The 25,977-nt window shown below is 35.9% G+C and carries 19 protein-coding genes and 1 pseudogene; 15 read left to right on the top strand and 5 right to left on the bottom strand.

The genetic code is table 11. The features are described from left to right. Positions 1-149: 149 nt before the first annotated feature. Positions 150-461, bottom strand: a complete 312-nt coding sequence (locus tag BA768_RS11980; protein WP_052217456.1) for a hypothetical protein — start codon at positions 459-461, stop codon at positions 150-152. Between the two features lie 42 nt (positions 462-503). Continuing rightward, a complete protein-coding gene (locus BA768_RS11975) occupies positions 504-770 on the bottom strand; it encodes a hypothetical protein (RefSeq protein WP_038330929.1) in 267 nt (88 codons plus the stop codon). A 193-nt stretch (positions 771-963) separates the two neighbouring features. Here BA768_RS11975 and BA768_RS11970 point away from each other — a divergent pair, with 193 nt between their 5' ends. The 14 genes and pseudogenes from BA768_RS11970 (at position 964) to lpdA (BA768_RS11905) (ending at position 22,513) form a co-directional block, all read left to right on the top strand. Continuing rightward, positions 964-1,527, top strand: coding sequence for a helix-turn-helix domain-containing protein (locus BA768_RS11970; RefSeq protein ID WP_038330931.1), 564 nt, complete (start codon positions 964-966; stop codon positions 1,525-1,527). 223 nt (positions 1,528-1,750) lie between these two features. Further along, the gene (locus tag BA768_RS11965; protein ID WP_160279570.1) at positions 1,751-2,821 is read left to right on the top strand and encodes an efflux RND transporter periplasmic adaptor subunit; all 1,071 of its coding nucleotides are present in this window, start codon (positions 1,751-1,753) and stop codon (positions 2,819-2,821) included. Between the two features lie 3 nt (positions 2,822-2,824). Continuing rightward, positions 2,825-5,941, top strand: a complete 3,117-nt coding sequence (locus BA768_RS11960) for an efflux RND transporter permease subunit (protein ID WP_083206663.1) — start codon at positions 2,825-2,827, stop codon at positions 5,939-5,941. Positions 5,942-5,959: 18 nt separating this feature from the next. Then, positions 5,960-7,255 (top strand): TolC family protein, encoded by a 1,296-nt coding sequence (locus BA768_RS11955; RefSeq protein ID WP_038330936.1) that lies wholly within the window; start codon positions 5,960-5,962, stop codon positions 7,253-7,255. Positions 7,256-7,319: 64 nt separating this feature from the next. Next, positions 7,320-7,889, top strand: coding sequence for a DUF2652 domain-containing protein (locus BA768_RS11950; protein ID WP_065720935.1), 570 nt, complete (start codon positions 7,320-7,322; stop codon positions 7,887-7,889). Positions 7,890-8,002: 113 nt separating this feature from the next. Further along, entirely contained in the window at positions 8,003-8,452 is a 450-nt protein-coding gene (locus BA768_RS11945) for a Fur family transcriptional regulator (protein WP_052217463.1), read from the top strand. Positions 8,453-8,547: 95 nt separating this feature from the next. Next, positions 8,548-8,955, top strand: a complete 408-nt coding sequence (locus BA768_RS11940) for a hypothetical protein (RefSeq protein ID WP_038330938.1) — start codon at positions 8,548-8,550, stop codon at positions 8,953-8,955. A gap of 157 nt (positions 8,956-9,112) precedes the next feature. Continuing rightward, positions 9,113-9,454 carry a DUF6660 family protein gene (locus tag BA768_RS21780; protein WP_350320026.1) on the top strand — a complete coding sequence of 114 codons (342 nt, stop codon included), beginning with the start codon at positions 9,113-9,115 and terminating at the stop codon, positions 9,452-9,454. A gap of 129 nt (positions 9,455-9,583) precedes the next feature. After that, positions 9,584-13,939, top strand: coding sequence for a CusA/CzcA family heavy metal efflux RND transporter (locus BA768_RS11930; RefSeq protein WP_083206662.1), 4,356 nt, complete (start codon positions 9,584-9,586; stop codon positions 13,937-13,939). Between the two features lie 5 nt (positions 13,940-13,944). Continuing rightward, on the top strand, positions 13,945-15,273 hold the full coding sequence (locus BA768_RS11925; RefSeq protein ID WP_083206661.1) for an efflux RND transporter periplasmic adaptor subunit: 1,329 nt from the start codon (positions 13,945-13,947) through the stop codon (positions 15,271-15,273). Positions 15,274-15,291: 18 nt separating this feature from the next. After that, a complete protein-coding gene (lpdA, locus tag BA768_RS11920; RefSeq protein ID WP_065720933.1) occupies positions 15,292-16,695 on the top strand; it encodes a dihydrolipoyl dehydrogenase in 1,404 nt (467 codons plus the stop codon). Positions 16,696-16,881: 186 nt separating this feature from the next. Beyond that, a complete protein-coding gene (locus BA768_RS11915) occupies positions 16,882-19,035 on the top strand; it encodes a heavy metal translocating P-type ATPase (RefSeq protein ID WP_065720932.1) in 2,154 nt (717 codons plus the stop codon). Positions 19,036-19,099: 64 nt separating this feature from the next. Further along, on the top strand, positions 19,100-20,992 hold the full coding sequence (locus BA768_RS11910) for an Nramp family divalent metal transporter (RefSeq protein WP_065720931.1): 1,893 nt from the start codon (positions 19,100-19,102) through the stop codon (positions 20,990-20,992). A gap of 109 nt (positions 20,993-21,101) precedes the next feature. Then, positions 21,102-22,513: pseudogene (gene lpdA, locus BA768_RS11905) on the top strand (dihydrolipoyl dehydrogenase). 249 nt (positions 22,514-22,762) lie between these two features. Here lpdA (BA768_RS11905) and BA768_RS11900 read toward each other — a convergent pair. The 3 genes from BA768_RS11900 to hppD all read right to left on the bottom strand — a co-directional run bounded on the left by BA768_RS11900 (position 22,763) and on the right by hppD (position 25,371). Next, positions 22,763-23,173, bottom strand: coding sequence for an OsmC family peroxiredoxin (locus tag BA768_RS11900; RefSeq protein ID WP_038330952.1), 411 nt, complete (start codon positions 23,171-23,173; stop codon positions 22,763-22,765). Between the two features lie 104 nt (positions 23,174-23,277). Next, positions 23,278-24,105: an AraC family transcriptional regulator gene (locus BA768_RS11895; RefSeq protein WP_065720930.1), complete on the bottom strand. Its 828-nt coding sequence runs from the start codon at positions 24,103-24,105 to the stop codon at positions 23,278-23,280. A 105-nt stretch (positions 24,106-24,210) separates the two neighbouring features. After that, a complete protein-coding gene (gene hppD / locus BA768_RS11890; RefSeq protein ID WP_065720929.1) occupies positions 24,211-25,371 on the bottom strand; it encodes a 4-hydroxyphenylpyruvate dioxygenase in 1,161 nt (386 codons plus the stop codon). Between the two features lie 356 nt (positions 25,372-25,727). Here hppD and BA768_RS11885 point away from each other — a divergent pair, with 356 nt between their 5' ends. After that, positions 25,728-25,949, top strand: coding sequence for a heavy-metal-associated domain-containing protein (locus tag BA768_RS11885; RefSeq protein WP_065720928.1), 222 nt, complete (start codon positions 25,728-25,730; stop codon positions 25,947-25,949). The last annotated feature ends 28 nt before the right edge of the window (positions 25,950-25,977 follow it).

Here is a 25,977-nt window from a genome sequence, read left to right as displayed (position 1 = left end):
TTCACAAGCCAAGTTACTACAAATTAACCTGGCTTTCTTATATCCTCATTAATCAAAAAGTTATGCTAATGTATTGTTTTTGAAACGTGAACATAATTTCCTCTAATAACTTTCTCTTAAGTACTTAAATTTAATTGAAAATACAATTTCTACTCATTTTTAAGGGATAATTTCCTAAGCATCGCAGCACTCATTCCATCTGTATAAGCACCGTAAGCAGTGACCAAAATTCCCTTTAAGCCATCTTTTGAGGCTATTCCATAAACAGTAGATTCATCACTGGGGTTGCTATCTCCCTCATATCGGTAGACTTGCTCAATTTCAAAGTCATCAATAGTATATTTATTGTTGCCACAAATTAAGCAGTTGTCTTCAAGATTAAAATCTACATCGTAACCTTCCTTGCGAAGATTTTCAATCGCTACCAACACTGTGGCATATTTGTACATTACATTTGTCATATCATAATATTATTAAGTTACTATTATCCTATCGCTGTACTTTTAGAAATCCTCCTGCAACAAATCTTTTAATTTTCGGTGTTGTACGGACAAGTCAGCATACATTATTTTTAATCGGCTATTTTCTTCGTTTAAATTTACCAATTCTAAAAGGATATCGGATCTTAAATCCTTATATTTTGATTTCAATTCAAAAATATTTGTACCATATATACCATATTTCTCAAAAAGTTCCAGACCGGTTTTACCTGCGTTATAATCTTTCAATATATCTAAAACTGGATGTTCGTTTATTTCTTTACTATTCATTTTAATGGATATTGTCTATTACAAAATTCGTTATGATTAATGGTACTGGATATATACTTTTCCTTGATTAGTTTATGATATTTAATGTTGTTGAATATACTTTCTTAAAATATCACAAAAGAAAACCGAAATATCATAAAGTCTTATTTTTAGTAAATGCTGAATTTTGTTTTTTAAATATAATATAGAGCTTATGACACTGTTAATAAAAGGAATGGTGTGCAATAGATGTATGTATGTTCTTGAAAAAGAGTTAACTATTTTGGGTTTTGAAGTAGTGGATGTAAAACTAGGAGAAGCGATAATAAAAGATACAGTAGCTTTTTCGCAAAAACTGGGAGCAATCGAAGCGATGCTGAAAAGTAATGGCTTTGAATTAATGTATAATAAAAACCAAAAAGCAATAAACAATATTAAAGAGTTGGTTGATAATGGTATTAATATGCAATTGGAAAGTGGAATACCTACAAAATTTACAGCTCTTATAAGTAATAAGTTAAACAAGAATTACGATACACTGAGTGCATTGTTTTCTTCAGAAGAAGGAATAACACTTGAAAAGTACATTATTCACTGTAAGATTGAAAAAGTAAAAGAACTTTTGATGAATACAGAAATGTCTTTGACCGAGATTGCTAATGTATTAGGTTATAGTAGTCAGGCATACCTTTCCAATCAATTGAAAAAGCATACAGGCTTTACATCAAGCTATTTTAAACAGCTAAAGGATAGGGATAATCAAACTTTGATTCTTTAAATCAAAAGACTGAATTATTCACGTCCTGTTATTTAAGTTAAATGTAACTGTGAAGAGCTACTGATCATTCAGTAGCTCTTCGTTTTATGTCAATTATTACACCTTATGAAAAGTAAATTTCACAACTTTTAGCGGTCATTTCGTATAGCTGTTTGTATGTTGTAAACCGACCTTTGTCCCTGAAATCTAAAGTTAAAATAAACGTAACAAAATAAATGTAATGATGAAAACAGGTAAAATAGGTTTACTATTCCTTTTCCTAATAGGGATAGGTTTGATACAGAGTTGTAAACAAAAAGAAGAAAAACAATTAAAAGATGAGCCTCCGGTTGTAACAGTAGGTACGATCCAAAGTTCAGAAACAGAAGAATCTGTTGTTTATTCAGGTTCCATCGTTCCAGATAATATGACCACCGTGAGCTTCGCTGTTACCGGAACAATCAATAATGTGAGTGTCAATGAAGGTCAAAAAGTTAGTAAAGGACAGTTTTTAGCAAGTATAGATGCTACAGAATATGAAGCGGCCTTGCAAATAGCCAATGCTACATTAGAACAGAGCGAGGATGCATTCAGAAGGTTTGATGAATTGTATAAAAAAGGAAGTTTTCCTGAAAAAGATTACATCGATATCAAAACTAAAGTTGCACAGGCACAGGCAAATAAAAAAATTAATAAAAAGCGTATTGCCGACAGCCGTTTAATGTCGCCTACTAATGGAATAATTACAGTTAAATCAGCTGAAATCGGAGGTATGGCAGCACCAGGAGTGCCGGCTTTTACAATTGTTAAAACAGATCTTGTATACGCTCAGTTTTCAGTACCGGAAAGCGAAATAGGAAACTTCAAACAAGGTATGCAGGTAGAAGTAAACATACCTACACTGCAACGCAATTTCACAGGTAAAATCACAATTATCAATCCTGTCGCTGATGAAATTTCCAAAGCATATACTTTAAAAGTACGTCTTGACAATTCTGGAGGTATTTTAATGCCTGGGATGATTAGCGAAGTATCTGCAGGTATTCCGGCTAAAGTTAAACAAGTGCGTGTACCACTTACAGCTATCATAAACAATGTTGATAAAATCCCTCATGTGTATGTGATAGACAAGAATAACAATGCAAAACTGACAAGAGTTACTGTGGGTAAAATTGCAGGCGATGAGGTTATAATAACCAACGGACTTGATGAAAATCAAACTATTATTCTTGCCGGACAAAACAATGTGAAAGAAGGACAAAAAGTAAAAACTGAAACAGCCTCAGCGAAAGCGCCAACCGCAAAAACAGAATAATTTATGAAAAGAAAGATAAACCTCATTGAAGCGGCAATGAAATTTCCACAAGTACCGATAGCGATTACCGTTATCATGGTGCTTGCAGGTCTGATTTCATTATTGACAATGCCAAGAAGCGAAGACCCGCGTATAACAGTTAGACAAGGGCTTGTCGTTGCTTTTTATCCAGGAAGTGACGAAGAACAGATTGAGAAAGAAGTAACAGATAAACTGGAACAATATCTGTTCGGTTTTGAAGAAATAAAGAAGGAAAAAACACATTCAGAAAGTAAACCTGGGCAGGTTGTAATTACAGTTGAATTGCAAGATTACGTCAAGGATACTAAAAAATTCTGGAATACTTTACAGCACGGTTTAGATGCCAATATGCCTTTGATACTTCCGCGAGGCGTACAAGGGCCGTATGTGAACAGTGATTTTGGTGACGTGGTGGTTCAGATGATTGCTGTGTCTGCACCTGGACGTACATATGCCGAATTGGAAAATTATCTGGATGAATTGGAAGACGGTATTAAAACGATTCCTCAAGTTTCAAAAATAAAACGTTACGGAGGTCAGAAGCAACAGATATATGTCACACTTCGTGAAGATGTATTAAAACAATATGGTTTTGGCATCAATGAAATTGCTTCCACATTGAGCCAGCAGAATGTTACGATCCCAAGTGGAGATATTGAAATTGACAAAAATCGCTTATTGATTTTTACAGATGCTCAGTACCAAAATGAAAATGAAATCGGCAATCTGATTGTATATAGTTCTCCTCAAGGTGGTAATATCCGTTTGCAAGATATTGCCAAAATAGAACGAAGATATGAAGACCTAAAAAGTAAAATTACTGTAGCTGGTAATGATGTAATGATGCTTACTGTAGAGATGCAACCTGGTCAGAATATTGTTGACTTAGGTAAAGCATTGACCCAAAAAGTAACAGAAGTAAAAGAAGTTTTACCTGCAGATGTACAGGTCAATACCATTGTAGATCAGCCTGCTGTAGTAGATATGAACTTAGGGCATTTCTTTATTGAGTTTGCAATTGCCATTGGAGCCGTTATTCTGGTGGTAATGATTTTGCTTCCGTTTAGAGTAGCTACTATTTCTGCTATTGCGGCACCTGTAACCATTTTGGCAACATTTGCCATTCTGAATATGATAGGTGTAGAAATGCACCAGGTTAGTTTAGCTGCATTGATTATTGTACTTGGAATGGTTGTCGATGATGCCATAATTGTCGTAGACAACTATATAGAGAAAGTAGATGAAAAAGTACCATCATGGACTGCTGCCTGGCAAAGTGCAACACAGCTTATGGTTCCGATATTCACTGCGACACTTACTATTGTTCTATCATTCTTACCATTAGCATTTACACTAACAGGAATGACACGAGAGTTCGTACAATGGATACCAATTACGGTTAGTATAGCCTTGGCAGTTTCATTCTTAGTCGCGTTGTTTCTTACACCATATATGTGTTATCATTTCCTTAAAAAAGGATTGAAAAACCATGATGCACAAAAACCTAAAAAACGGAATTTCTTAGATAGAATGCAGGATGGTTTTGACAGAGCTATAGAGTTCTGTATGAAATATCAGAAAACGACTTTGTTTGCAGGTCTGGCGATTTTCTTCCTTTCATTTGTGGTAGGAAGCCAAGTGAAAACCGAGTTTTTCCCAATTGTGGAAAGAAATCAATTTAATCTTGAATTGTGGATGGACAACGGTACAAATATTCACGAAACAGAAGCAGCGGTTAAAAAGATTGAAAAGGAAATCGCAGGAGACAAGCGTATTGTTACCACAGCAAGTTTTATTGGTACAAGTTCACCACGATTTTATTCAACATATTCACCGGAAAACCCGCGAGAAAATTTTGCGCAAATATTTATCAATACAGAAAGTAATGATGCTACAAATGAAATGATAGATGAATATGTTCAAAAATTCAATAATTTCCTGCCAAATGGATATGTCCGCGTTAGACAGTTAAGTAAAAAACAACAGCCTGCTCCGATTGAGATCCGTGTGATTGGTAAAGATATTACGCAACAGAAAAAAGTAGCCAAAGAAGTAGCGACAATACTAGAAAACACAAAAGGAGCAAATTGGGTACGTACAGATTATCAGGATGATTATGTAGGTCTTAAGGCTGTGGTAAAAGAAGATATCGCGTTGCGATTAGGTGTTACCAAAGCACAGATTGCACAGGCTTTAGGTGCTAAAATAAAAGGTTTTCCTATATCACAAATGTGGGAAGGTAACAAAGCCATAGATATACTATTGCGTACGGACGAAGCTGACAGGCAAAATCTGGATGCTTTGGGAAATATGTACATCACCTCATCATTTGGAGCGAAAGTACCTTTAAAACAAGTGGTGGATTTACAACCTTCATGGCATACGGGAGCTATTGTACACCGTAACGGATTGCGGACATTAACTGTTTCTTCTGAAGCACAATTGGGTAGAAAACCTGCTGAAGTGTTCGCCGAGGCACAACCGAAAATCGATAGCTTAGAACTACCAAAAGGAGTTAAAATTGCCTATGGAGGAGAGTATGAAGATGGTCTGGAAAGCGGTCCTAAAATGGGAAAAGCTTTTATGATAAGTTTCGTGTTGATATTCTTAGTTCTGCTATTCCAATTCAAACGAGTGGGCAAAGTGTTCATCGTACTGGCATCATTCCCATTGAGTTTACTTGGAGCGATGCTGGGATTATTTCTTACAGGTTATGAATTTGGTTTTATGGCAATTATCGGTATTACAGCCTTATTGGGTATTGTAGTTCGAAACGGAATTATCCTTGTAGACTACGCTGATGAATTGGTGCGTGATCATGGACATACGATTAAAGAGGCGGCTCTATTAGCAGCTAAGCGAAGAATGCGCCCAATCTTCCTGACTTCTATGGCAGCAGCTATTGGATTGATCCCGCTAATGTCGAGTGGTTCTCCCGAATGGGGGCCGATCTCGAGTACAATATCAATAGGTATTTTAGTCTCTATGGTTACTACCTTATTTATAGTTCCGGTATTGTATAGCAGATTCGTAAAACCGTCAAAGAAATCCTTGAATAAAGGTATACACGATAAATATGATTTTCATCACGAAAGTTAATTGACAAAAAAATAAATCATGTTACAAAGAAAATATAAAACATTCGTAAAAGCTTTTGTATGTGCTCTTGCTGTTTTACAGGGAACAGATAACCTGTTTGCCCAACAGCAATTGAGCCTTGCAGAAAGTAAAGAGCTTGCATTGAAAAACAATCACAGGATTGGTAAAGCCAGAGAAGACGTAACTGCTTCCAGATCAGAGAAACAAATAGCAGACGTAACGGCAAAACCCAAAATAGATGCTTCTGCAACTGCATTTTACTTTGGTGAGCCTTTAAATACAATGCTTCCTGAGTACGGTTTCGCCCCAATGGTAAGTGTTACTCAACCAATTTATACAGGAGGAAAGATTAAGTACGGTAAGCAAATGGCGGAAACCAATATAGAGATGAGTATCGCTCAACAGAGATTGGTCGAAGACGATGTATTGTTAGCTACTGAAACCGCTTATTGGATTGTTGTACAGGCTAAAGAAGAAATAAAGATGGAGCAACAGGTCAAAAAGCAATTAGCTTCCCATTATACTTTTTTAAATAATCAATTCCAGGCAGGTATTATTTATAAAAATGATGTGCTTCGGGCAAAAGTACTTCAAAATGAAAATGAAGCTCGATTACAGGCGGCTGAGAACAAACTCATAGTGGCTAAAAAAAGATTAATCCAGCTAACTGGAATAGAACAAACGGATATTGATGTAGTTGGTACGTTGAGTGACGATGAATTTAGAAACCATGAGATGTTACAAAGCACACAAGCACATCGTCCTGAAGTAGACTTAGCCACAAGTGCCATAAAAATGAGTGAACTTACAAAGAATATGCTCAGAGCCGATCTAAAACCGACAGTTGGTTTATCACTTAACGGAATGGCTGCATTTGGAAAAGAAGGTATTAATTTTGGAGATCCAACCAAAAACAGTATGCTTACTTATTTCGGAATGTTAAGCGTAAAAATTCCCGTATTCGATTGGGGAAGTAAACGAGAGAAAGTAAAGCAACAGGAAGCTAACATACGTTCGGCAGAATATGGATTGAAAGAACTTCAAAGCCAGATTAATGTGGAGATAGAGCAAGCAACACTTAACCTTCAACTGCAGGCAAACAATATAGATTTAATGCAGGCTTCACTAATTGAAGCGGATGAAAATCTAAAATTAAGTAATGATCGTTTTCAAGCAGGAACTATCACTGGAGAAGATGTATTGATAGCAGAAACACTTTGGCAGCGTGCGTACAGCAGTATGCTGGATGCAAAAGTAAGATACAAAATTGCTGAAGCTGTTTATCACAAAGCCATCGGACAAATAAAACAGTAATCATTAACAATTAATGTAGAGGCTCAATATGCCTCTACATTTTTAAAATTGAAATTATGATAAAATGATACAAGAACAGCATACTGATAACCCAAAAGGTGTATTGATGATACCGGATATTTCAGGCTTTACAGATTTTGTAGTCAAGTCGAATATGTTTGTTGGAAAATATATAATAGAAAATTTACTTAAAGTAATAATGGACAGTAATATTCTGTGTTTTGAAATTTCTGAAATTGAAGGCGATGCCATTCTTTTTTATAAATACCAAAACATGCCAACATTTGAAGAGACATTAGTGCAGATAGAGCTTATCTACGGTAATTTTCAGAAGGAATTACAACGCTTATCTCAACAGTTAGCGATCGAAATACCTCTTTCTTTAAAGACAATAGTCCATTACGGTGAATTTACCCAGTACAAAATCGGAAAATTTGAGAAACTTTATGGTGCACCAGTCGTAGAAGCACACAAAATGCTTAAAAACCATATTGCAGAATATCCCCCTTATGCTTTGTTTTCAAATGCTTTTTTACAAGCCAATTTTGAGCAACCTGAGCAATCAACATTAGAATACGATAATTGCGAAGACTGTAAATATTTGCCCGAAATAGGCTACATTCACTATTTATAATACAGTAACCAGTAAATCTCGTAAATCTATCAAAGAATATTACAAGATGGAATAAAATCGACTTCTATACTTTTACATTGGATTTATTAGCTCATTTAATCCATAAAAGCAAGATGAAAAGTTTAGAAGAAAGGTTAGAAAAAAGAAGTATAAAACCAACATCAGTTAGATTATTAATTTTTCAGACAATGTCTGAATTTAAAAAAGCATTTAGCCTGACCGATTTGGAAACGGAACTAGAGACGGTAAATAAATCTACTATTTTTAGGACCTTGACCCTTTTTCATGACAACTTACTCATTCATACGATCGATGATGGTTCCGGCTCAATGAAATATTCAATTTGTAGTGATTCATGTATGTGCAATGTAGGTGACCTACATGTACATTTCAACTGTAACCGCTGTAAGAATACTTTTTGTCTTGAAAGTATTGCTATTCCACCGATTCAGCTGCCAGATAGTTTTTTATTGGAAAGTATAAATTTTGTAATGAAGGGAATGTGTAATGAGTGTTCGAGATTTTTTAAGAAACAAATAACTCCAAATAAAACCGCATTTTAAAAAACAGCCATATGTAAATATGGCTGTTTTGCATTTGCAACCAGGTTCCCAAATACTACAGCTAATTTTGTTGTGTAAAAATTCATAATATAGATATGGAAAATAGATATAATAATAACTCGAAAATAAAATCAGGTTACGTAGATAACCCAGATTTTGAGGTAAAAAAAATTGAATGTGTAGTTTCTGAAAAAGAAACAATGTATACCTATACATCAATACTTCAATCTATGTCATCACACCCTATAGCAAGAGCTATTTTTAAAGTGTTGCCATCTGTACAATTATCAGACTATAGAATTGAAAAAGTTGAAGAAATACAAGGAGGAATTAAAGGTTTTATTGATAATCATGAAGTAATTATTGGAAATCTTGAATTGATGAAATGTTACGATTTTTATTATGATGAAAGCTTGAATCATATCAATGAAAAGGTGATTCTTGTAATGATAGATGATAGATATACAGGCTGCTTTATAATGAAAGAGGTGTTAAATGACTAAATTTATTTTAAATAAATTGCTAATTACATAATCTTTTATAGATTTCATTCATGAGAAAAATAACTTATTTGTTAAGTTGAGTGCTATTATATTTTTTGTAAGTTTGTACCGACTTATTGGATGGATTATCAATCAATTAAAGTTTAAAATTAGAGAGGTGAAAATATTTGTATTTATATTCAGTGTTTATATGTTAGGGATGTCAATACTTCCCTGCACAGACGCTTTGTATGAATGTACAGCAAATAACAACCAGTTAGTAGAAATTGGACTATCACATGAAGATAATCATAAAACGGAACACAAAGATTTTTGTAGTCCTTTTTGTTCTTGCCAATGTTGTGGAACCATTACTGTAGCTATTTCGGATTTCAACATAACCGAAGTAGTATCCCCAAAACTTAAATTGAACGCTAAACAAAAGGTTTCTCTTAGAAATGTAAATCTCTATTCCCAATACTCCGGGAGCATATGGCAACCGCCAAAGATTAATGTTTAAAAAGTAATTACTAGTCTTTTCTCTTGCGCTTGTGAAGAATATTTCTTCGTGTGCGTCAGTAAAAATTATTGTACTATCATTTTAAATGATAGAAATCGTATATACTTTAAATATTAATACTAATCAAAAATGTTAGATAACATAATTAAATTCAGTATCAAGAATAAGCTCATTATTGGAGTAATGACTTTGCTGCTGATAATATGGGGCGTATGGAGTGCTACAAAACTTCCTATAGATGCCCAGCCTGATATTACAAATAATCAGGTACAAGTTATAACTCTATGTCCTACTCTAGCGGGGCAGGAAGTTGAACAATTAGTTACATTTCCAGTAGAGCAAAGTATTGTCAATCTTCCTGATGTGGAAGAGATACGAAGTATTTCCCGTTTTGGACTTTCAGTCGTTACCGTTGTTTTTAAGGATGAAGTAGACATCTACTTTGCTAGACAACTAGTTAATGAGAAATTGAAAGAAGCTGAGGAGCAAATTCCTGAGGGTGTAGGCACACCGGAACTATCCCCTGTTAGCACTGGCTTAGGTGAAGTGTATCAGTATATACTACATCCTAAAAAAGGTAGCGAAGACAAATATACCGCTATGGATCTGAGAACAATGCAAGATTGGATTGTTGCTCGTCAACTATATGGAACACCAGGAATTGCTGAAATCAATAGCTTTGGAGGGCTGCTGAAGCAATATGAAGTTTCTGTCAATCCAGATCGTTTAAGAGCTATAGATGTGAGTATTTCCGAAATATTTTCTGCATTGGAAACTAATAACCAAAATACAGGAGGTGCATATATTGACAAGAAACCCAATGCATATTTTATTAGAGGTGTAGGTTTGGTAAACACACTTGAAGATGTAGGGAATATTGTTGTAAAGAATATTTCAGGAGTTCCTATACTGGTAAAAGATGTAGCAGAAGTACGTTTTGGTAATGCCATTCGTTACGGTGCGCTCACCTACAACGGAGAGGTAGATGCTGTGGGAGGAATCGTCATGATGCTCAAAGGAGAAAACAGTGCCAAAGTGGTAGAACGTATTAAGGAGAAAATTCCGACAATACAACAATCTCTACCAGACGATATCGTTATCGAACCTTATCTCGACAGAACAGACCTTGTTGGACGTGCCATAGATACGGTTGAGAAAAATCTTATAGAGGGAGCTTTAATTGTAATTTTTGTCTTAATTCTGTTTCTAGGTAATTTAAGAGCTGGTTTAATTGTCGCTTCTGCTATTCCTTTGTCAATGCTATTTGCATTAGGCATGATGAGATTGTTTGGAGTGAGTGCCAATCTGATGAGTTTAGGAGCTATAGACTTTGGTTTGATTGTGGATGGTTCTTTGATTGTAGTGGAAGCAACAATGCATCATCTAGGGCTTAGAAAATCAAATAAGAGACTTACACAGGGAGAAATGGATGAAGAAGTGTTCGATTCTGCAAGAAAAATACGTACAAGTGCGGCTTTCGGAGAAATCATCATTCTTATTGTATACATCCCAATATTAACATTAGTAGGGATCGAAGGAAAAATGTTTACACCAATGGCTCAAACAGTCAGTTTTGCAATTATTGGAGCTTTAATTCTTTCATTCACCTATATCCCTATGATGAGTGCACTGTTCTTGTCAAAGAAACCTATCACAAAAAAGAACCTGTCAGATAAAATGATGGATTTCTTAAACAAAGTGTATCAGCCCCTTTTAGAAAAAGCTATTAGATTAAAATATGTAGTGATAGGATCAGCGGTAGGTTTATTTGCAATCAGCTTATTCTTATTTTCCCGAATGGGTGGTGAATTCTTACCGAAACTAGGTGAAGGAGATTTTGCAATGCATTGTATTCTACCTCAAGGGACTTCTTTAAGTCAAAGTTTGGAGACATCTATGCAAGCGTCTCGAATTCTGAAAGAATTTGACGAAGTTAAAATGGTGGTAGGAAAAACAGGTGCCGGTGAGATACCTACTGATCCGATGCCTCCGGAGGCTACAGATTTAATGGTCATTCTTAAGCCACAAAAAGAATGGAAAGAAAAAAAATCTTATGATGAGCTTTCAAACGAAATGATGGAAAAACTAGAAAGTATCCCAGGGGTTTTCTTTGAAGCTAATCAGCCTATTCAGATGAGATTCAATGAATTAATGACGGGGATTCGTCAGGATGTGGCAGTGAAAATTTTTGGAGAAAATCTGGATTCTCTATTGGTGTATGCTAATAAAGTTAATACTATAGTACAGACAATTCCGGGAGCGACTGCGCCACAAGTAGAAAGAGTGGATGGACTCCCTCAAATCAACATTGATTATGATCGGGCGAGAATTGCCAACTATGGTTTAAAAATTCAAGATATTAATGACATTGTGAGTACTGCCTTTGCAGGAAAAGCAGCAGGTGTAGTATATGAAAATGAGCGAAAATTTGATCTGGTAGTTCGTCTGGACAATGAGCACAGAACCTCTATAGAAGATGTAAGTAATCTATTCATACCAACGCCTAGTGGAGAACAAATTCCGCTTTCTCAAGTAGCTGATGTCAACTATAAATTAGGTCCAGCACAAATAAGCCGTGAAGACGGAAAACGTCGTATATATGTTGGCTTTAACGTTCAGGGAAGAGATGTTGCAAGTGTGGTGAAAGATATTCAAGACAAACTCGCTCAAGAAGTGAAACTTCCGAGCGGCTACTATGTAACGTATGGTGGTCAATTTGAAAATTTACAAAAAGCAAGCGATCGTTTACTCATCGCAGTGCCGATCTCACTTCTTCTAATATTTGTACTTCTTTACTTTACATTCCGTTCACTTAAAGAAGCGGCACTTGTATATGCTGCAATACCTATGAGTGCCATAGGTGGAGTATTTGCATTGTTGTTGAGAGATATGCCATTTAGTATTTCAGCCGGAGTTGGTTTTATTGCTTTGTTCGGTGTGGCGGTACTAAACGGAATCGTACTTATAGCAACATTCAATAGGTTAGAAAAAGAAGGTTGGGATGACATAGTTGCACGGGTAATTGAAGGAACCAAAACAAGGTTACGTCCTGTTCTAATGACGGCATCTGTTGCCAGTTTAGGTTTTCTTCCTATGGCTTTAAGTACCAGTGCGGGAGCTGAAGTACAAAAACCTCTTGCTACCGTAGTAATTGGCGGGCTGATTTCAGCTACAGCATTAACACTCTTTGTTCTTCCGCTACTGTATTTGGTATTTATGAAAACAAATAAAGCAATGAATAATAATAAAATTAAATCGATAACTCCAATAATATTATTGGGCATATTTTTAGGTCTCTCACAAAATATTCAAGCACAAGATATTTCCGCAGATAAAGCTGTCCGAATTGCATTAGAAAATAATTCAGGAATTAAATCTAAAGATTTAGACGTAAGGGCAGCTGAAAGTCTGAAACGAACAGCTTATGAATTACCGAAAACCGAACTAAATATTCAATACGGAAATAACGAAGGATTTGAATATAATGATGGAGTTATGATTTCTCAAAACATTCCTTTTCCCACACTATTTGGAGCAAAAAAGGATCTTATTAAAGAAGAAATTAAAAGCAAAGAATGGGCAAAGGCTCTTTCAGAAAATGAATTAAAGAAGCAAGTACGTACCTATTATTATCAGTTGGAGTATCTTGAAAATAATGCTAAAAAACTTCAATACCTTGATAGCATTTATCTTGATTTTATAAGAGTAGCTAACTTGCGATATAAGACTGGTGATATTGGTAAAATTGATGTAAGTACAGCAAACACTAAACGAGGTGAAATCAACCTTCTTGCTCAACAAAATGAGGTATTAAGAAAAAATGCATACCTGAATTTAAAAAATCTAATGCAGATTGAGGAGGATTTCACCATCGAAAAAGCACTAGAATATAAGCCTGTATTTATAAGTGACATAATAGATAATGATGCTGTTAGGAATCATCCAAGTATTCAATCTCTGTATCAAGAAGCACTTGTTGCTGAAAAAAGTAAAAAGGTAGAAAGAGCGAATGGATTGCCAGACTTTACTTTAGGTTACAGCAATATCTCATTGATTGGTGAACATAGCAAAAATGGTGTAGAAAAGTTTTATGGAAGAGGTCAAAGATTTGGATTTGTCGATGTAGGAATTTCTATTCCAATTTTTACAACCACAAGATCAAGGGTTCGTTCGTTGGAAATTCAAAAAGAATCTGCAGAAATGAATGCGCAATGGCAGGAAAATGTTTTGAAAACAGAAATGAAAAATGCCATGACTCAATATGAGCAAAATGTGAGTCAGTTTAATTATTTTATTGAACAGGCAATTCCGAATGCAGAAGAAATTATAAATGCTTCACGTTTGGGATATAGCACAGGAGACCTTTCTTATGTAGAATATCTGTATGCCGTTCAAACAGCTACTGATACCTATTTAAACTATCTTAAAAGTATACAGCAAATAAATGAATCTGTGATTGTTATCTATTCATTAACAAATAAATAAACAAAATGAAAGTCAATATAATAAAAGTAACATCGGTGTTAAGTATTATTCTAGCATCCTTATTTTTGATATCATGTGGAGGTAAAGAGCATAAAGAAGGAGATGGACATGACCACTCTACTTCCCAAGAATCATCAAAAGAAAGTCACTCAGAAGAGGCTGAAAATATAGCAACGTTAACTGAAGACCAGATAAAGACGGCAGGAATTGAATTAGGAAGTATTGAGCAAAAGTCTCTAACGGCATCTTTAAAAGCCATCGGTAAACTTCGGGTTCCGAATAAGAGCAAAGCTAATGCAACTTCCTTGTTTGGTGGAGTTATTAAAACCTTAACTGTTGAACTTGGTGATTATGTAAGAAAAGGTCAGGTGATTGCAACTATCTCTAACCCTCAGTTTGTTCAGTTACAAGAAGAATACTCTTCCATCCAAAGCAGAATAACGTTTGCAGAACAAGAGTTAGAGCGTCAGAGAGAGTTGAACGAAGGAAATGCAGGAGCTAAAAAGAACTTACAAAATGCTACTGCAGAATTAAGTACTCTAAAAGCTAGAAAAGCTTCATTACAGCAACAAATTCAGATGATGGGAATTAACCCCAACAATATTGCTAATAATAATTTTCGTTCAAGTCTAACGGTAACAAGTCCAATTGATGGTACCATCAGTGATGTATTTGCAAAAATTGGAAGTTATGTGGACGTTTCCTCGCCTATTGTTGAAATTATTAATAATAGCTCTATTCATTTAGATTTACAGGTTTTTGAAAAAGATCTTCCATTAATCAAGGTAGGACAGAAAATTAACTTCACTATTACTAATAATCCGCAAAAAAGCTATGCCGCTAAAGTAACTACTATAGGATCATCTTTTAGTGGAGAAAGTAAATCAATTGCTGTTCATAGTGAAATTATTGGAGACAAATCAGGTTTAATAGATGGAATGAATATCACTGGGCTCGTAAGTCTTGATGATGTGTTGACTTCTGCTGTTCCAAATGAGGCAATTGTGGAAGCGGATGGTAAATACTACATATTTATTAAGACAGATAAGGAACCGGAAGAACATAATGAGGGAGGTCATGACGATCATGGTCATGGTCATGATGAAGGAGAAGCAACACATGGGCATAAAAATGAAAAAGAAGCTTCTGAGCATGCTACCCAAGCAGCACAGAAATTGAATTTTGAAAAAATTGAAGTAGCAAAGGGTACTTCAAACATGGGATATACAGCTATTACTCCGGTTAAAGAGATTCCACAAAATGCTCAGATTGTAACTAAAGGTGCTTTTTTTATTAATGCTAAGCTTAGTAATACAGGTGGTCATAGCCATTAACATAATTTAAAAAAAATCATGAAAAATAATTTTGATGTAATCATTATCGGATCTGGACCAGGTGGCTATGTAACCGCAATCCGTTGTGCTCAATTAGGCTTAAAAACAGCTATTATCGAAAAATATGCAGTACTTGGAGGAACTTGTCTAAATGTAGGATGTATTCCTTCAAAAGCAATGTTAGACAGTTCTGAGCGGTACCATGAAATCAAGGATAACGTAAATGTTCATGGGATCTCTGTTGATAATTTGCAAGTTGATTTGGAAAAAATGATTGCCAGAAAAGCAGATGTTGTTTCTAAAATAAACGGCGGTGTAAGTTATCTGATGAAGAAGAATAAGGTTGAAGTATTTCAGGCAACGGGATCTTTTGTGGATAAAAACACCATTCTTCTGAAATCCGAAAACGAAGAAAAAACAATTACCGGTAAAAATATCATTATAGCGACGGGCTCTAAGCCCGCTTCGCTTCCGGGAATTGACATTGATAAAAAAAGAATCATCAGTTCTACCGAAGCGTTGGTTTTAAAAGAAATTCCGAAACATCTTATCGTAGTTGGTGGTGGTGTAATCGGAATGGAATTAGGTTCGGTTTACGCAAGATTAGGAAGCAAAGTAACCGTACTTGAATATACAGGAGGAATACTTCCGAGTATGGACAAAAAAATGGGAGTCGAACTTCAAAAATCTTTAAAAAAGAATTTAGGTTTTGAATTTTTGCTAAATCATAAAGTTACCGGAGCAACCAATAATGGTGATAATGTAACCGTTACTGCCGAAGATAAAAACGGTAATACCGTAGCAATTGAAGGGGATTATTGTCTAATGGCAATAGGTAGAAAACCTTATACAACAGGTTTAGGTTTGGAAAATGTTGGAGTTGAATTGACTCCACGCGGACAGGTTGCCACCGATAGCAATCTTGAAACCAATGTAAAAGGAATCTATGCCATCGGTGATGTTGTTGTAGGACCTATGCTTGCTCACAAAGCGTCTGAAGAAGGTATTTATGTGGCAGAAATCATCGCTGGGCAAAAACCTCACATTGATTATAATTTAATTCCTGGAATTGTTTATACCAGTCCTGAAGTTTCAAGTGTAGGGAAAACCGAAGAAGAGCTGAAAACTGAAGGGAAAAATTACAAAGTAGGACAATTTCCTTTTTCTGCATCAGGAAGAGCTATCACAAGTGGTAAAACAGAGGGTATTGCAAAAGTCTTGACAGATGCGGAAACGGATGAAATTTTAGGTTTTCACATTATTGGTGAAAGAGCCTCTGATTTAATAGGTGAACCGACTGTAGCAATGGCATTCAGAGCTTCAGCAGAAGATATTGCACGCATTTCGCACGGGCATCCAACGTATTATGAAAACTTGCGTGAAGCTTGCCTTGATGTTGATAAGATAGCTATTCATATTTAGATGAAAATTTTACAAGCCTTAATGTTTTTTTAGTAGCAAATTAAGGCTTGTATCAGTTTTTCGGGGAGTCTGAAAAGCAGTTTTGTATTTGCAACCAGGTTCCCAAATTTAGATTATAATTTTGCTGTACAAATAGGAATTAGTTAAAAACGACTACTAATACAGTTTACTAAAAAAATAATAATTATGTCAAAAATATGTTGCAGCACCGATGATGGTGGCCTGGATCTTACGGGTAAAAAACCGCACAAACATAAATATGATACTCAAGGTAATCAGTTATGCTGTTTAAAAACAGAAAAAATTTATAAAAATGCCGGTGCGGCAGATTTGTTGAAAGATGCCAATCACGACGATCACGACCATAGTGGACACGATCACGAGAGCCACAACGATCATGACCATAGCGGACACAATCACGACCACCACGGGCACAGCCACGGTGATGACCACGACCACAGTCACGACATAGAGGGTAAAACCACCTTTCAGTTATTTATGCCTGCGGGTATATCTTTAGCTTTATTACTTGTTGCTATTGGTTTTGATAATTACTTTCCCCAAACCTGGTTCACGGGTTGGGTTAGAATTGCCTGGTACGTTATCGCTTATTTGCCTGTTGGGTTGCCAGTAATCAAAGAAGCTGTTGAAAGTATCAGATACAAAGATTTCTTTTCAGAATTTTTCTTAATGGCTATTGCAACAATCGGTGCATTTGCACTTGGCGAATATCCTGAAGCAGTAGCTGTAATGCTGTTCTACTCCGTAGGCGAAGTCTTTCAGACTATTGCAGTATCAAGAGCAAAAGGTAATATTAAAGCCCTGTTAGACCAACGCCCTGATGAGGTAACGGTTATCAGAGCAGGTAAGCCTATTGTTGTAAAAGCTGAAGATGCCTACATAGGTGATGTTATTCAATTAAAGCCGGGCGAAAAATTAGGATTGGACGGGGAGTTAATTTCAGAAACCGCCTCTTTCAATACAGCAGCCCTTACAGGAGAAAGCAAACCTGATACAAAAAGTAAAGGTGAAACTGTATTGGCAGGTATGATTAACCTCAACACCGTAAGCCAAATAAAGGTAACAACCGATTATTCGGATAGTAAGTTGAGCAGAATTTTGGAACTGGTTCAGGATGCTACATCACAAAAAGCACCAACGGAGTTGTTTATCCGTAAATTTTCCAAAATTTATACGCCGATAGTCGTATATCTGTCTATTGCTATTACCTTACTTCCCGCACTTTTCGTAGATAATTATGTATTCAGTGAATGGTTGTATAGAGCATTGGTATTCCTTGTTATCTCTTGTCCTTGCGCTTTGGTAATCTCCATCCCTCTGGGTTATTTTGGTGGTATTGGGGCCGCAAGTCGAAATGGTATTCTGCTTAAAGGGTCTAATTTCCTTGATATTCTTGCCAAAGTAGAAAATGTAGTGATGGATAAAACGGGAACCCTCACCGAAGGTGTTTTCAAAGTACAGGAAGTCTTTATCAAACCAGAATTCAATAAAGACGAAATTCTCAACCTCGTCAACGTATTGGAAAGTCAAAGTACACACCCTGTTGCAACGGCAATCCACAATTATTGGGGAGAGGTAGATGCCGACGTAAATTTAGCAAATGTTGAAGAAATAGCAGGACACGGATTAAAAGCCACCGTTAACGGTAAAGAGCTTTTAGTAGGTAATTTCAAATTGCTCGATAAATTCAACATCAGCCATGATGCAGATACCGCAAACATCGTTTACACGGTAATAGCTGTTGCTTATGATAGAAAGTTTGTAGGATATTTAACCATTTCGGACAGCATTAAGGTAGATGCAAAAGCAACAATTGAAAAGCTGCGTAAAATGGGTGTAAAAACCACAATGTTGAGTGGTGATAAAAATACCGTTGTTCAGTTTGTTTCGGGACAGTTGGGCATTGACAGTGCCTACGGAGATTTATTACCTGAAGACAAGGTTAATAGAGTAAAGGAAATCAAATCCCGTAATGGCAGCGTGGCGTTTGTTGGAGACGGTGTAAATGATGCGCCTGTTATTGCGTTGAGTGATGCTGGGATTGCAATGGGAGGATTAGGTAGTGATGCCGCTATTGAAACTGCTGATGTCGTCATTCAGGATGATATGCCATCCAAAATACCAATGGCTATTAATATCGGAAAACAGACTAAAAAAATCGTCTTTCAAAATATAGCATTGGCATTCGGAGTAAAAGCAATAGTGCTTATACTCGGTGCAGGAGGATTAGCCACTATGTGGGAAGCCGTATTTGCAGATGTAGGTGTAGCTTTATTAGCTATTCTAAATGCGGTTCGAATTCAAAAGATGAAGTTCTAACTAAGAAGCTAGACTGCCGCAAGAAATCTTGCGGCAGTTTTTTTATCCTAAAAATATTTGTGAAATGGCTAAAAAACAATCACAATCTTCATTAAGCGAAGTACATAATTCTGTAGACACGACTGTTCCTGGTCAATCTCGCTGGCGAAGAGTTTTGGCTTTTTTTGGACCGGCTTATCTTGTCAGTGTCGGATATATGGATCCAGGCAACTGGGCAACAGGCTTGGCCGGTGGTAGCCAATTTGGCTACTCATTACTCTGGGTTTTAGTAATGAGTAGTATTATGGGCTTGTTGCTACAAAGCTTGTCTGCCAGGTTAGGGATTGTTCGAAATAGAGATTTGGCACAGGCAAACCGGGAAACTTATCCTAAGAAGGTAAATTTTGTATTATATATACTTGCTGAAGTCGCTATTGTTGCGACAGACCTTGCAGAAATATTGGGGATGGCAATTGGTTTACAGTTGCTCACGGGAATGCCTTTGATTTGGGGTGTTGCTATTACAGCCTTAGATACATTCCTGTTGATGACTTTGCAAAAATGGGGAATGCGCAAGCTCGAAGCCTTTATCATCGGTTTGATATTCGTTATAGGAATGTCGTTTCTTGTACAAATATGGGTAGCTGACCCTAATGTAGATGAAATTGCAACAGGACTGATACCACATATACAGAATGATACTGCATTGTACATTGCTATCGGTATTATCGGTGCAACGGTAATGCCACATAATTTATACCTACACTCTGCACTGGTGCAGACACGTAAATTTAATCGTGATGATGCCAGTATCAAAAAAGCAATTAAGCTCAATTTTTGGGATAGTGCCATTGCTCTAAATATGGCATTGCTTGTAAATGCAGCTATATTAATTCTTGCCGCTACAGTTTTTTATAAAACCGGACGTTCCGACGTGGCAGAGCTAAAGCAGGCTTATGAATTATTGCCACAGCACCTCGGAAGCGATTTTACAGCAAAACTATTTGCTGTAGCTTTGATTGCTGCCGGACAAAGCAGTACCATTACGGGTACGCTTGCCGGACAAATAGTAATGGAAGGTTATCTACGCTTTCGAATGAACCCTTTGTTGCGAAGACTTATCACAAGGTTACTTGCCATAGTTCCAGCGGCTTTGGTAATTCTCATTAATGGTGAAGGTAATGTCGATAGCCTGCTTATCTTCAGCCAGGTAGTGTTAAGTATGCAATTAGGTTTTGCGGTCATTCCTCTTATCCATTTTGTAAGTGATAAAAAGACAATGGGCAAATTTGCCATCAAGCCCGTAATAAAAATAGCGGCTTGGATTATAACCATCGTACTGGTATATCTCAACTCCAAACTATTGGTAGAAGAGGCTATCACTTTCTTTGCTACTTCAGGTAATATAGTCTGGAAAGGATTAATCATTTTGGGTGGGATTGGTTTTATGATCTTGTTGGCATATACCACATTATATCCTTTGTTTAGCAGAAAAGCGTTTTGTGAAATAACACCGCATGATAAACCTGAACCTTTGCAATTAAAATTTTATGCTTCATTTAATAAAATTGCCATTACTGTCGATTTCAAACAACTTGACCAAAAGGTTATCAACTATGCTATTACACAAGGTGGAAAAGATTGTACTTATACACTTATACACGTTGTAGAAAGTGTTGCCTCTGCCTCCCATCTTCAAGATAGTACAGATGAAGAAACGGTAAAAGATCGCGAATTTTTGGACGAATATGTAAAGCAACTACAACAACAAGGCTATCATGCAGAAGCAAAGCTTGGTTTTGGAAAAACAGCCGACAGCATTGGAGAGATTGTAAATAAATCCGGGGCAGAGCTTATTGTAATGGGTGCACATGGGCATAAAGGATTAAAAGATCTATTGTATGGTGCAACGATAAATCAAGTACGCCATTTAGTAAAAATCCCAGTACTGGTTATTCCAGCAATAAAAGACAATTAGAAAGATTAGAATTCAGTAAAAATCATAAATTAAACAAAAAATCGTACAATAATCGTAAATGTTATTTTAAATAGCTTTAAAGAAAGATTTAACCGTAAAAAGTAATGCTATGACATATGATGTAATTATTTTAGGAAGTGGTCCAGGAGGCTATGTAGCAGCTATTAGAGCTTCACAATTGGGGCTTAAAACAGCCATTGTAGAAAGGGAAAGCTTAGGAGGAATTTGCTTAAATTGGGGGTGTATTCCTGCAAAGGCTTTAATGAAATCTGCAGAAGTATTTGAATATCTTGCTCATGCAGAAAACTATGGAGCAAAGGTAGATGGGTATTCTGCAGATTTTGCTACCATTATAAAACGAAGTCGCGGTGTTGCTGACAAAATGAGTAAAGGCGTTCAGTTTCTGATGAGAAAGAATAAAATTGATGTCATTAGCGGTGTTGGTAAAGTTATCTCCAAAAATGAAATAACTGTTAAAGGGTCAGATGGAAAAACAGCAACTTATCAGGCAAAATACATCGTTCTTGCTACAGGTGCACGAGCTAGAGAATTGCCAAATCTTCCAATAGATGGTAAAAAAATCATTGGCTATCGTGAGGCAATGGTATTACCTGAACAACCCAAATCCATTATCATTGTGGGAAGTGGAGCGATAGGTGTAGAATTTGCCTATTTCTATAACAGTATAGGTACTAAAGTGACTGTAGTGGAATACTTGCCTCGTATTGTTCCTGTGGAAGATGAAGATATTTCGAAAGAATTGGAAAAAGCCTTTAAGAAAAAAGGAATTGAAATAATTACCATGCTTCTGTAGAAAAAGCAGATGTTTCAGCTACAGGAGTAAAAGCTACAATTAAAAAGACGGATGGTAGTGGCGAACAGGTATTGGAAGCGGATATACTGTTAAGTGCTGTAGGCATTGTAACAAATCTTGAAAATATTGGTATTGAAGAGTTGGGGATTAAAACAGAACGTGGAAAAGTGCTGGTAGATGAAGGGTGTAAAACCAATATAGATAATATATATGCAATCGGCGATATTATTCCTGGTCCTGCGTTGGCTCACAAAGCGATGAAAGAAGCTGTAATTTGTGCCGAAGCTATAGCTTTTAAAGAAAGTAAATACGACCATCAACCAACGCCTTTAGATTACGGAAATATGCCAGCATGTACCTACACTGGACCTGAAATTGCTTCAGTTGGTCTAACCGAAAAGCAGGCACGTGAGGCGGGAATGGATATTAAAGTAGGTAAATTTCCATTGATGGCAAGTGGTAAAGCGAGTGCAGTAGGTGCTACTGATGGTTTTGTAAAAGTGATTTTTGATGCCAAGTATGGAGAATGGATTGGAACGCATATGATTGGCTATAATGTAACGGAGTTGATAGCTCAAACCACAACTGCGCGTAAATTGGAAACAACATGGCACGAGCAATTGGATACTATCTTTCCACATCCAACTATGAGTGAAGCCATAAAAGATGCTATTGAAGATGCCTTAGGTGAGGCAATACATCTATAAATAAATACAAAATACTTTTAAATTTATCTTTAAATTGATTGATTATGAAAAACAGACTAAACTGTTGGAAGTGTGTACTGTTACTGTCTTCACTTCTCGGATTGTTGATACAGATCTAAAATCCAGATTTGGTAATTTTTAAGAAGGCAGATATTTTCATCTGCCTTTCCTCTATCTATTAATTCAATTATTAAAAAAGTCACGGAATATAAAACGTGACTTTTTTAATAAGAATAAACGAAATTAGTCTTAATTTAGAGTAGCTACTAGTGAAACTTCTAATTTATAAGCTTTTCCTACCGGACACATAGCTTTTGCTTGTTCTGCATAGTTTAAAAATTCTTCTTCATTTAAACCTGATATTTTTGCATTTAGCACTAAATCAGAGTTCGTAATATCGAAGCTGGTTGCTGTTATTGTACAAGATGTTTCTAAAGATTCTGCCTCAATCCCTTTGCTTGTAAGTATATAGTTTAACGTCATTGTATAACATGCAGCGTGTGCTGCGGCCATCAATTCTTCTGGATTTGTAGCGGTATTTTCTCCTTCAGATTTATTGTGTTTAAAAACACTGCTTCCAATGGCTGAATGTGCTGCATCGAAATTACCGCTTCCATTTTTAAAATTACCTTGCCACTTAGCTGTTACTTTTGCTTTCATTTTTAAATTTGTTTTAAATTACTTGACAAAATTACTATCTAAAAAACGTGTCATCAATGCATATACTTCATTCTTAATAGGACTTTTTTCCTTTAACGAACACTTTAAAGAGCGTTTCGGAAAGAAAGGGGGGGTAGACCCGTTTGAGATTTGAAAAATCGCACAAAATAGGAGTAGTCTTCATACCCGAGATAATCAGCAATTTCTTTAATGCTTAAGGTTGTATTGGCAAGTAACCTTTTAGCCTGAAGAATAATTCTTTGCTTAATAATGATGCTTGGTGCTACCTGTTTTTCAGATACAATTTTTTTATTGAGGTTTTTAGGTGTGATATTCAGCATATTTGCATAGTCAGAGACATTATGGTGCTTTCGATAATGAAGCTCGACCAATTGACTGAATTTTCTAGCTAACTCCTTATCATATGAAATGATTTGACTATCATTATTTGATTTTATCAAAGTTCTGGTTGCTGAAATGATTATTTGTTTGATGTATGTTTTTATCATTTCTTCAGCCCAAAAATCTTTTTGATTAATTTCTCTTTTTATAGACGAGATTAGTTTTAAGAAAAGTATGTCCAGATTCGTCGACAAATTTAGATAAGGCATCTCGAATACATTATCAAAAAGGAGCCCGTCACAGGCAAGCTCTTTATCATGGAAAGCTATGCAATAAAAATCAGGATTGAAATAAATAATACTTCCTCTAGATTCCTTGGATATTTGAAAATGCTGACCAATACTGAAGAAAAGCAAGACGTTTTCTGTAAAGCTGTACTCTACGAAATCCACAATAATGCTACCGTTTTTCTCCATATAAATGATTTTATAGTAATCTTCCAGCAGCGTATTGCTATTTATCCTATTTCCAGATTTATCATCAAAATCCAGATATCCTATCGATTGTCTTTTATTTAATCCGGCATCCATTTTTTATCAATTTATGAGTATTAGTCCGAAGGTTTGTCATTAATAACAAAGCCCTTAAAAGATTTAGGGCTTTGTATATATTAAACTAAAATTACACATTATACATTACAAGGTACCTCTGCGTTCCTGTTCTCTTTCAATTGATTCAAAAAGAGCCTTGAAGTTTCCTGCACCAAAACCTCTAGCTCCCATTCTTTGAATAATTTCGAAAAAGAATGTAGGTCTATCCTGAATCGGTTTGGTAAATATCTGTAACAAATAACCTTCTTCGTCAGCATCAATCAGAATTCCCAGTTTTTGCAATTCATTTAAATCTTCCTTGAAATTGTCGGCATGAGCTTTGATGCGATCCGGTATAGCATCATAATATGCCTGTGGCGGAACGGATAGGAACTCTACACCTCTTTTTTTCATTTCTTCTACCGTTTTAATAATATCATCGGTAGCCAAAGCTAAATGCTGTACACCGGCGTCTTCATAAAAATCCAAGTACTCTTCTATTTGAGAACGCTTTTTACCTTCAGCAGGCTCGTTAATCGGGAACTTAATTCTTCCATTACCATTTGCCATAACTTTTGACATTAGGGCAGAATATTCAGTAGAAACCTGTTTATCGTCAAAAGATAAGAAATTAACAAATCCCATTACATCTTCAAACCATTTTACCCATGTATCCATTTCGTTCCATCCTACATTTCCAACCATATGATCAATAAATTTCAGACCAACAGGTTCCGGATTATAGTCTGATTCCCATTTCGTAAATCCAGGTAAAAAGATTCCTTTATAATTTTTACGTTCTGTAAACATAAAAACTGTTTCACCATATACAAAAACACCAGCTTGGATTGCTTCTCCGTGTTCATCTGTAGTAACGGTAGGTTCCATAAATGGCTTTGCTCCACGTTTGGTAGTTTCTTCAAATGCACTTTTGGCATCCTCCACCCACAAAGCAACTACTTTTATTCCGTCTCCATGTTTTTTCACATGTTCCCCGATTGGAGAAGAAGAGTTAAGTGCAGTGGTCAGTATAATACGGATCTTGTCTTGTTTTACCACATAAGATACTTTGTCTTTTACTCCGGTCTCTAACCCTGCATAAGCTTCAGATTGGAATCCATAAGCCGTTTTGTAATAATGCGCTGCCTGAAGGGCATTCCCTACATAAAATTCTACATAATCAGTTCCTAATAGTGGAAGAAAGTCTTGTGCTCCTTCAAATATTTTTTCTAAACCGTATTCAACGCTTTTTAATTTATTTGTCATTGTTTTTTATTTTTATAATATGATTTTGATACATGATTTGTGTACACTTGATGAAGTGTAGTTGCATTTAGAACTTGTATACCAGCTATAACATAGCACGATGCAAAACCGATAGAAAGGTTTTGATAGACATTTTATAATTAGTTAGTTATTCCTCTGTAAATGTATTTCACTTATTTATAACAAACACTATAATCAGTAAAAGTCACAAAACAAACCCGAAATATTACAAGTGGAACTATTTTATGGTAAATAATCAGTAAATGTCATAAATCAAACAAGGAATATCACAACCAATATTACCTGTTATCTTATGAACTTTGTACTCAAGAAATACAATTAAAAAGTTCAAAACAATGGAAAGCAAAAACCTTCAATTCAAGACAAACCTTAACTGTGGTAACTGTGTTGCTAAAGTACAGGGTGATTTAGATAGCGCTAATGGTATCAGCGAATGGAATGTAGATACTACAAATAGTGATAAAGTCCTTACGGTTAAATCGGAAGGAATCAGCGAAGACGAAATCGTTACAATTATTAAGAAAAAAGGGTTTAAAGCCGAACCTATTTCACAATAATATAATAAGCAATTCATTAATCATAAAA

This window comes from Chryseobacterium sp. CBo1 (assembly GCF_001693475.1).
Classification (GTDB): domain Bacteria; phylum Bacteroidota; class Bacteroidia; order Flavobacteriales; family Weeksellaceae; genus Chryseobacterium; species Chryseobacterium formosense.
Note: the sequence above shows the minus strand (reverse complement) of the source record. Positions and strands in the feature narration are given on the sequence as shown.

What these genes read in the sequence shown, in the direction of transcription:
- BA768_RS11975 (WP_038330929.1), bottom strand. Translation starts at nt 770, where the DNA reads ATGAATAGTAAAGAAATAAACGAACATCCAGTTTTAGATATATTGAAA.
- BA768_RS11930 (WP_083206662.1), top strand. Translation starts at nt 9,584, where the DNA reads ATGTTAGATAACATAATTAAATTCAGTATCAAGAATAAGCTCATTATT.
- BA768_RS11950 (WP_065720935.1), top strand. Translation starts at nt 7,320, where the DNA reads ATGATACAAGAACAGCATACTGATAACCCAAAAGGTGTATTGATGATA.
- BA768_RS11910 (WP_065720931.1), top strand. Translation starts at nt 19,100, where the DNA reads ATGGCTAAAAAACAATCACAATCTTCATTAAGCGAAGTACATAATTCT.
- BA768_RS11980 (WP_052217456.1), bottom strand. Translation starts at nt 461, where the DNA reads ATGACAAATGTAATGTACAAATATGCCACAGTGTTGGTAGCGATTGAA.
- BA768_RS11925 (WP_083206661.1), top strand. Translation starts at nt 13,945, where the DNA reads ATGAAAGTCAATATAATAAAAGTAACATCGGTGTTAAGTATTATTCTA.
- BA768_RS11895 (WP_065720930.1), bottom strand. Translation starts at nt 24,105, where the DNA reads ATGGATGCCGGATTAAATAAAAGACAATCGATAGGATATCTGGATTTT.
- BA768_RS11915 (WP_065720932.1), top strand. Translation starts at nt 16,882, where the DNA reads ATGTCAAAAATATGTTGCAGCACCGATGATGGTGGCCTGGATCTTACG.
- lpdA (WP_065720933.1), top strand. Translation starts at nt 15,292, where the DNA reads ATGAAAAATAATTTTGATGTAATCATTATCGGATCTGGACCAGGTGGC.
- BA768_RS11965 (WP_160279570.1), top strand. Translation starts at nt 1,751, where the DNA reads ATGAAAACAGGTAAAATAGGTTTACTATTCCTTTTCCTAATAGGGATA.
- BA768_RS11885 (WP_065720928.1), top strand. Translation starts at nt 25,728, where the DNA reads ATGGAAAGCAAAAACCTTCAATTCAAGACAAACCTTAACTGTGGTAAC.
- BA768_RS11900 (WP_038330952.1), bottom strand. Translation starts at nt 23,173, where the DNA reads ATGAAAGCAAAAGTAACAGCTAAGTGGCAAGGTAATTTTAAAAATGGA.
- BA768_RS11945 (WP_052217463.1), top strand. Translation starts at nt 8,003, where the DNA reads ATGAAAAGTTTAGAAGAAAGGTTAGAAAAAAGAAGTATAAAACCAACA.
- BA768_RS11955 (WP_038330936.1), top strand. Translation starts at nt 5,960, where the DNA reads ATGTTACAAAGAAAATATAAAACATTCGTAAAAGCTTTTGTATGTGCT.
- hppD (WP_065720929.1), bottom strand. Translation starts at nt 25,371, where the DNA reads ATGACAAATAAATTAAAAAGCGTTGAATACGGTTTAGAAAAAATATTT.
- BA768_RS11960 (WP_083206663.1), top strand. Translation starts at nt 2,825, where the DNA reads ATGAAAAGAAAGATAAACCTCATTGAAGCGGCAATGAAATTTCCACAA.
- BA768_RS11940 (WP_038330938.1), top strand. Translation starts at nt 8,548, where the DNA reads ATGGAAAATAGATATAATAATAACTCGAAAATAAAATCAGGTTACGTA.
- BA768_RS11970 (WP_038330931.1), top strand. Translation starts at nt 964, where the DNA reads ATGACACTGTTAATAAAAGGAATGGTGTGCAATAGATGTATGTATGTT.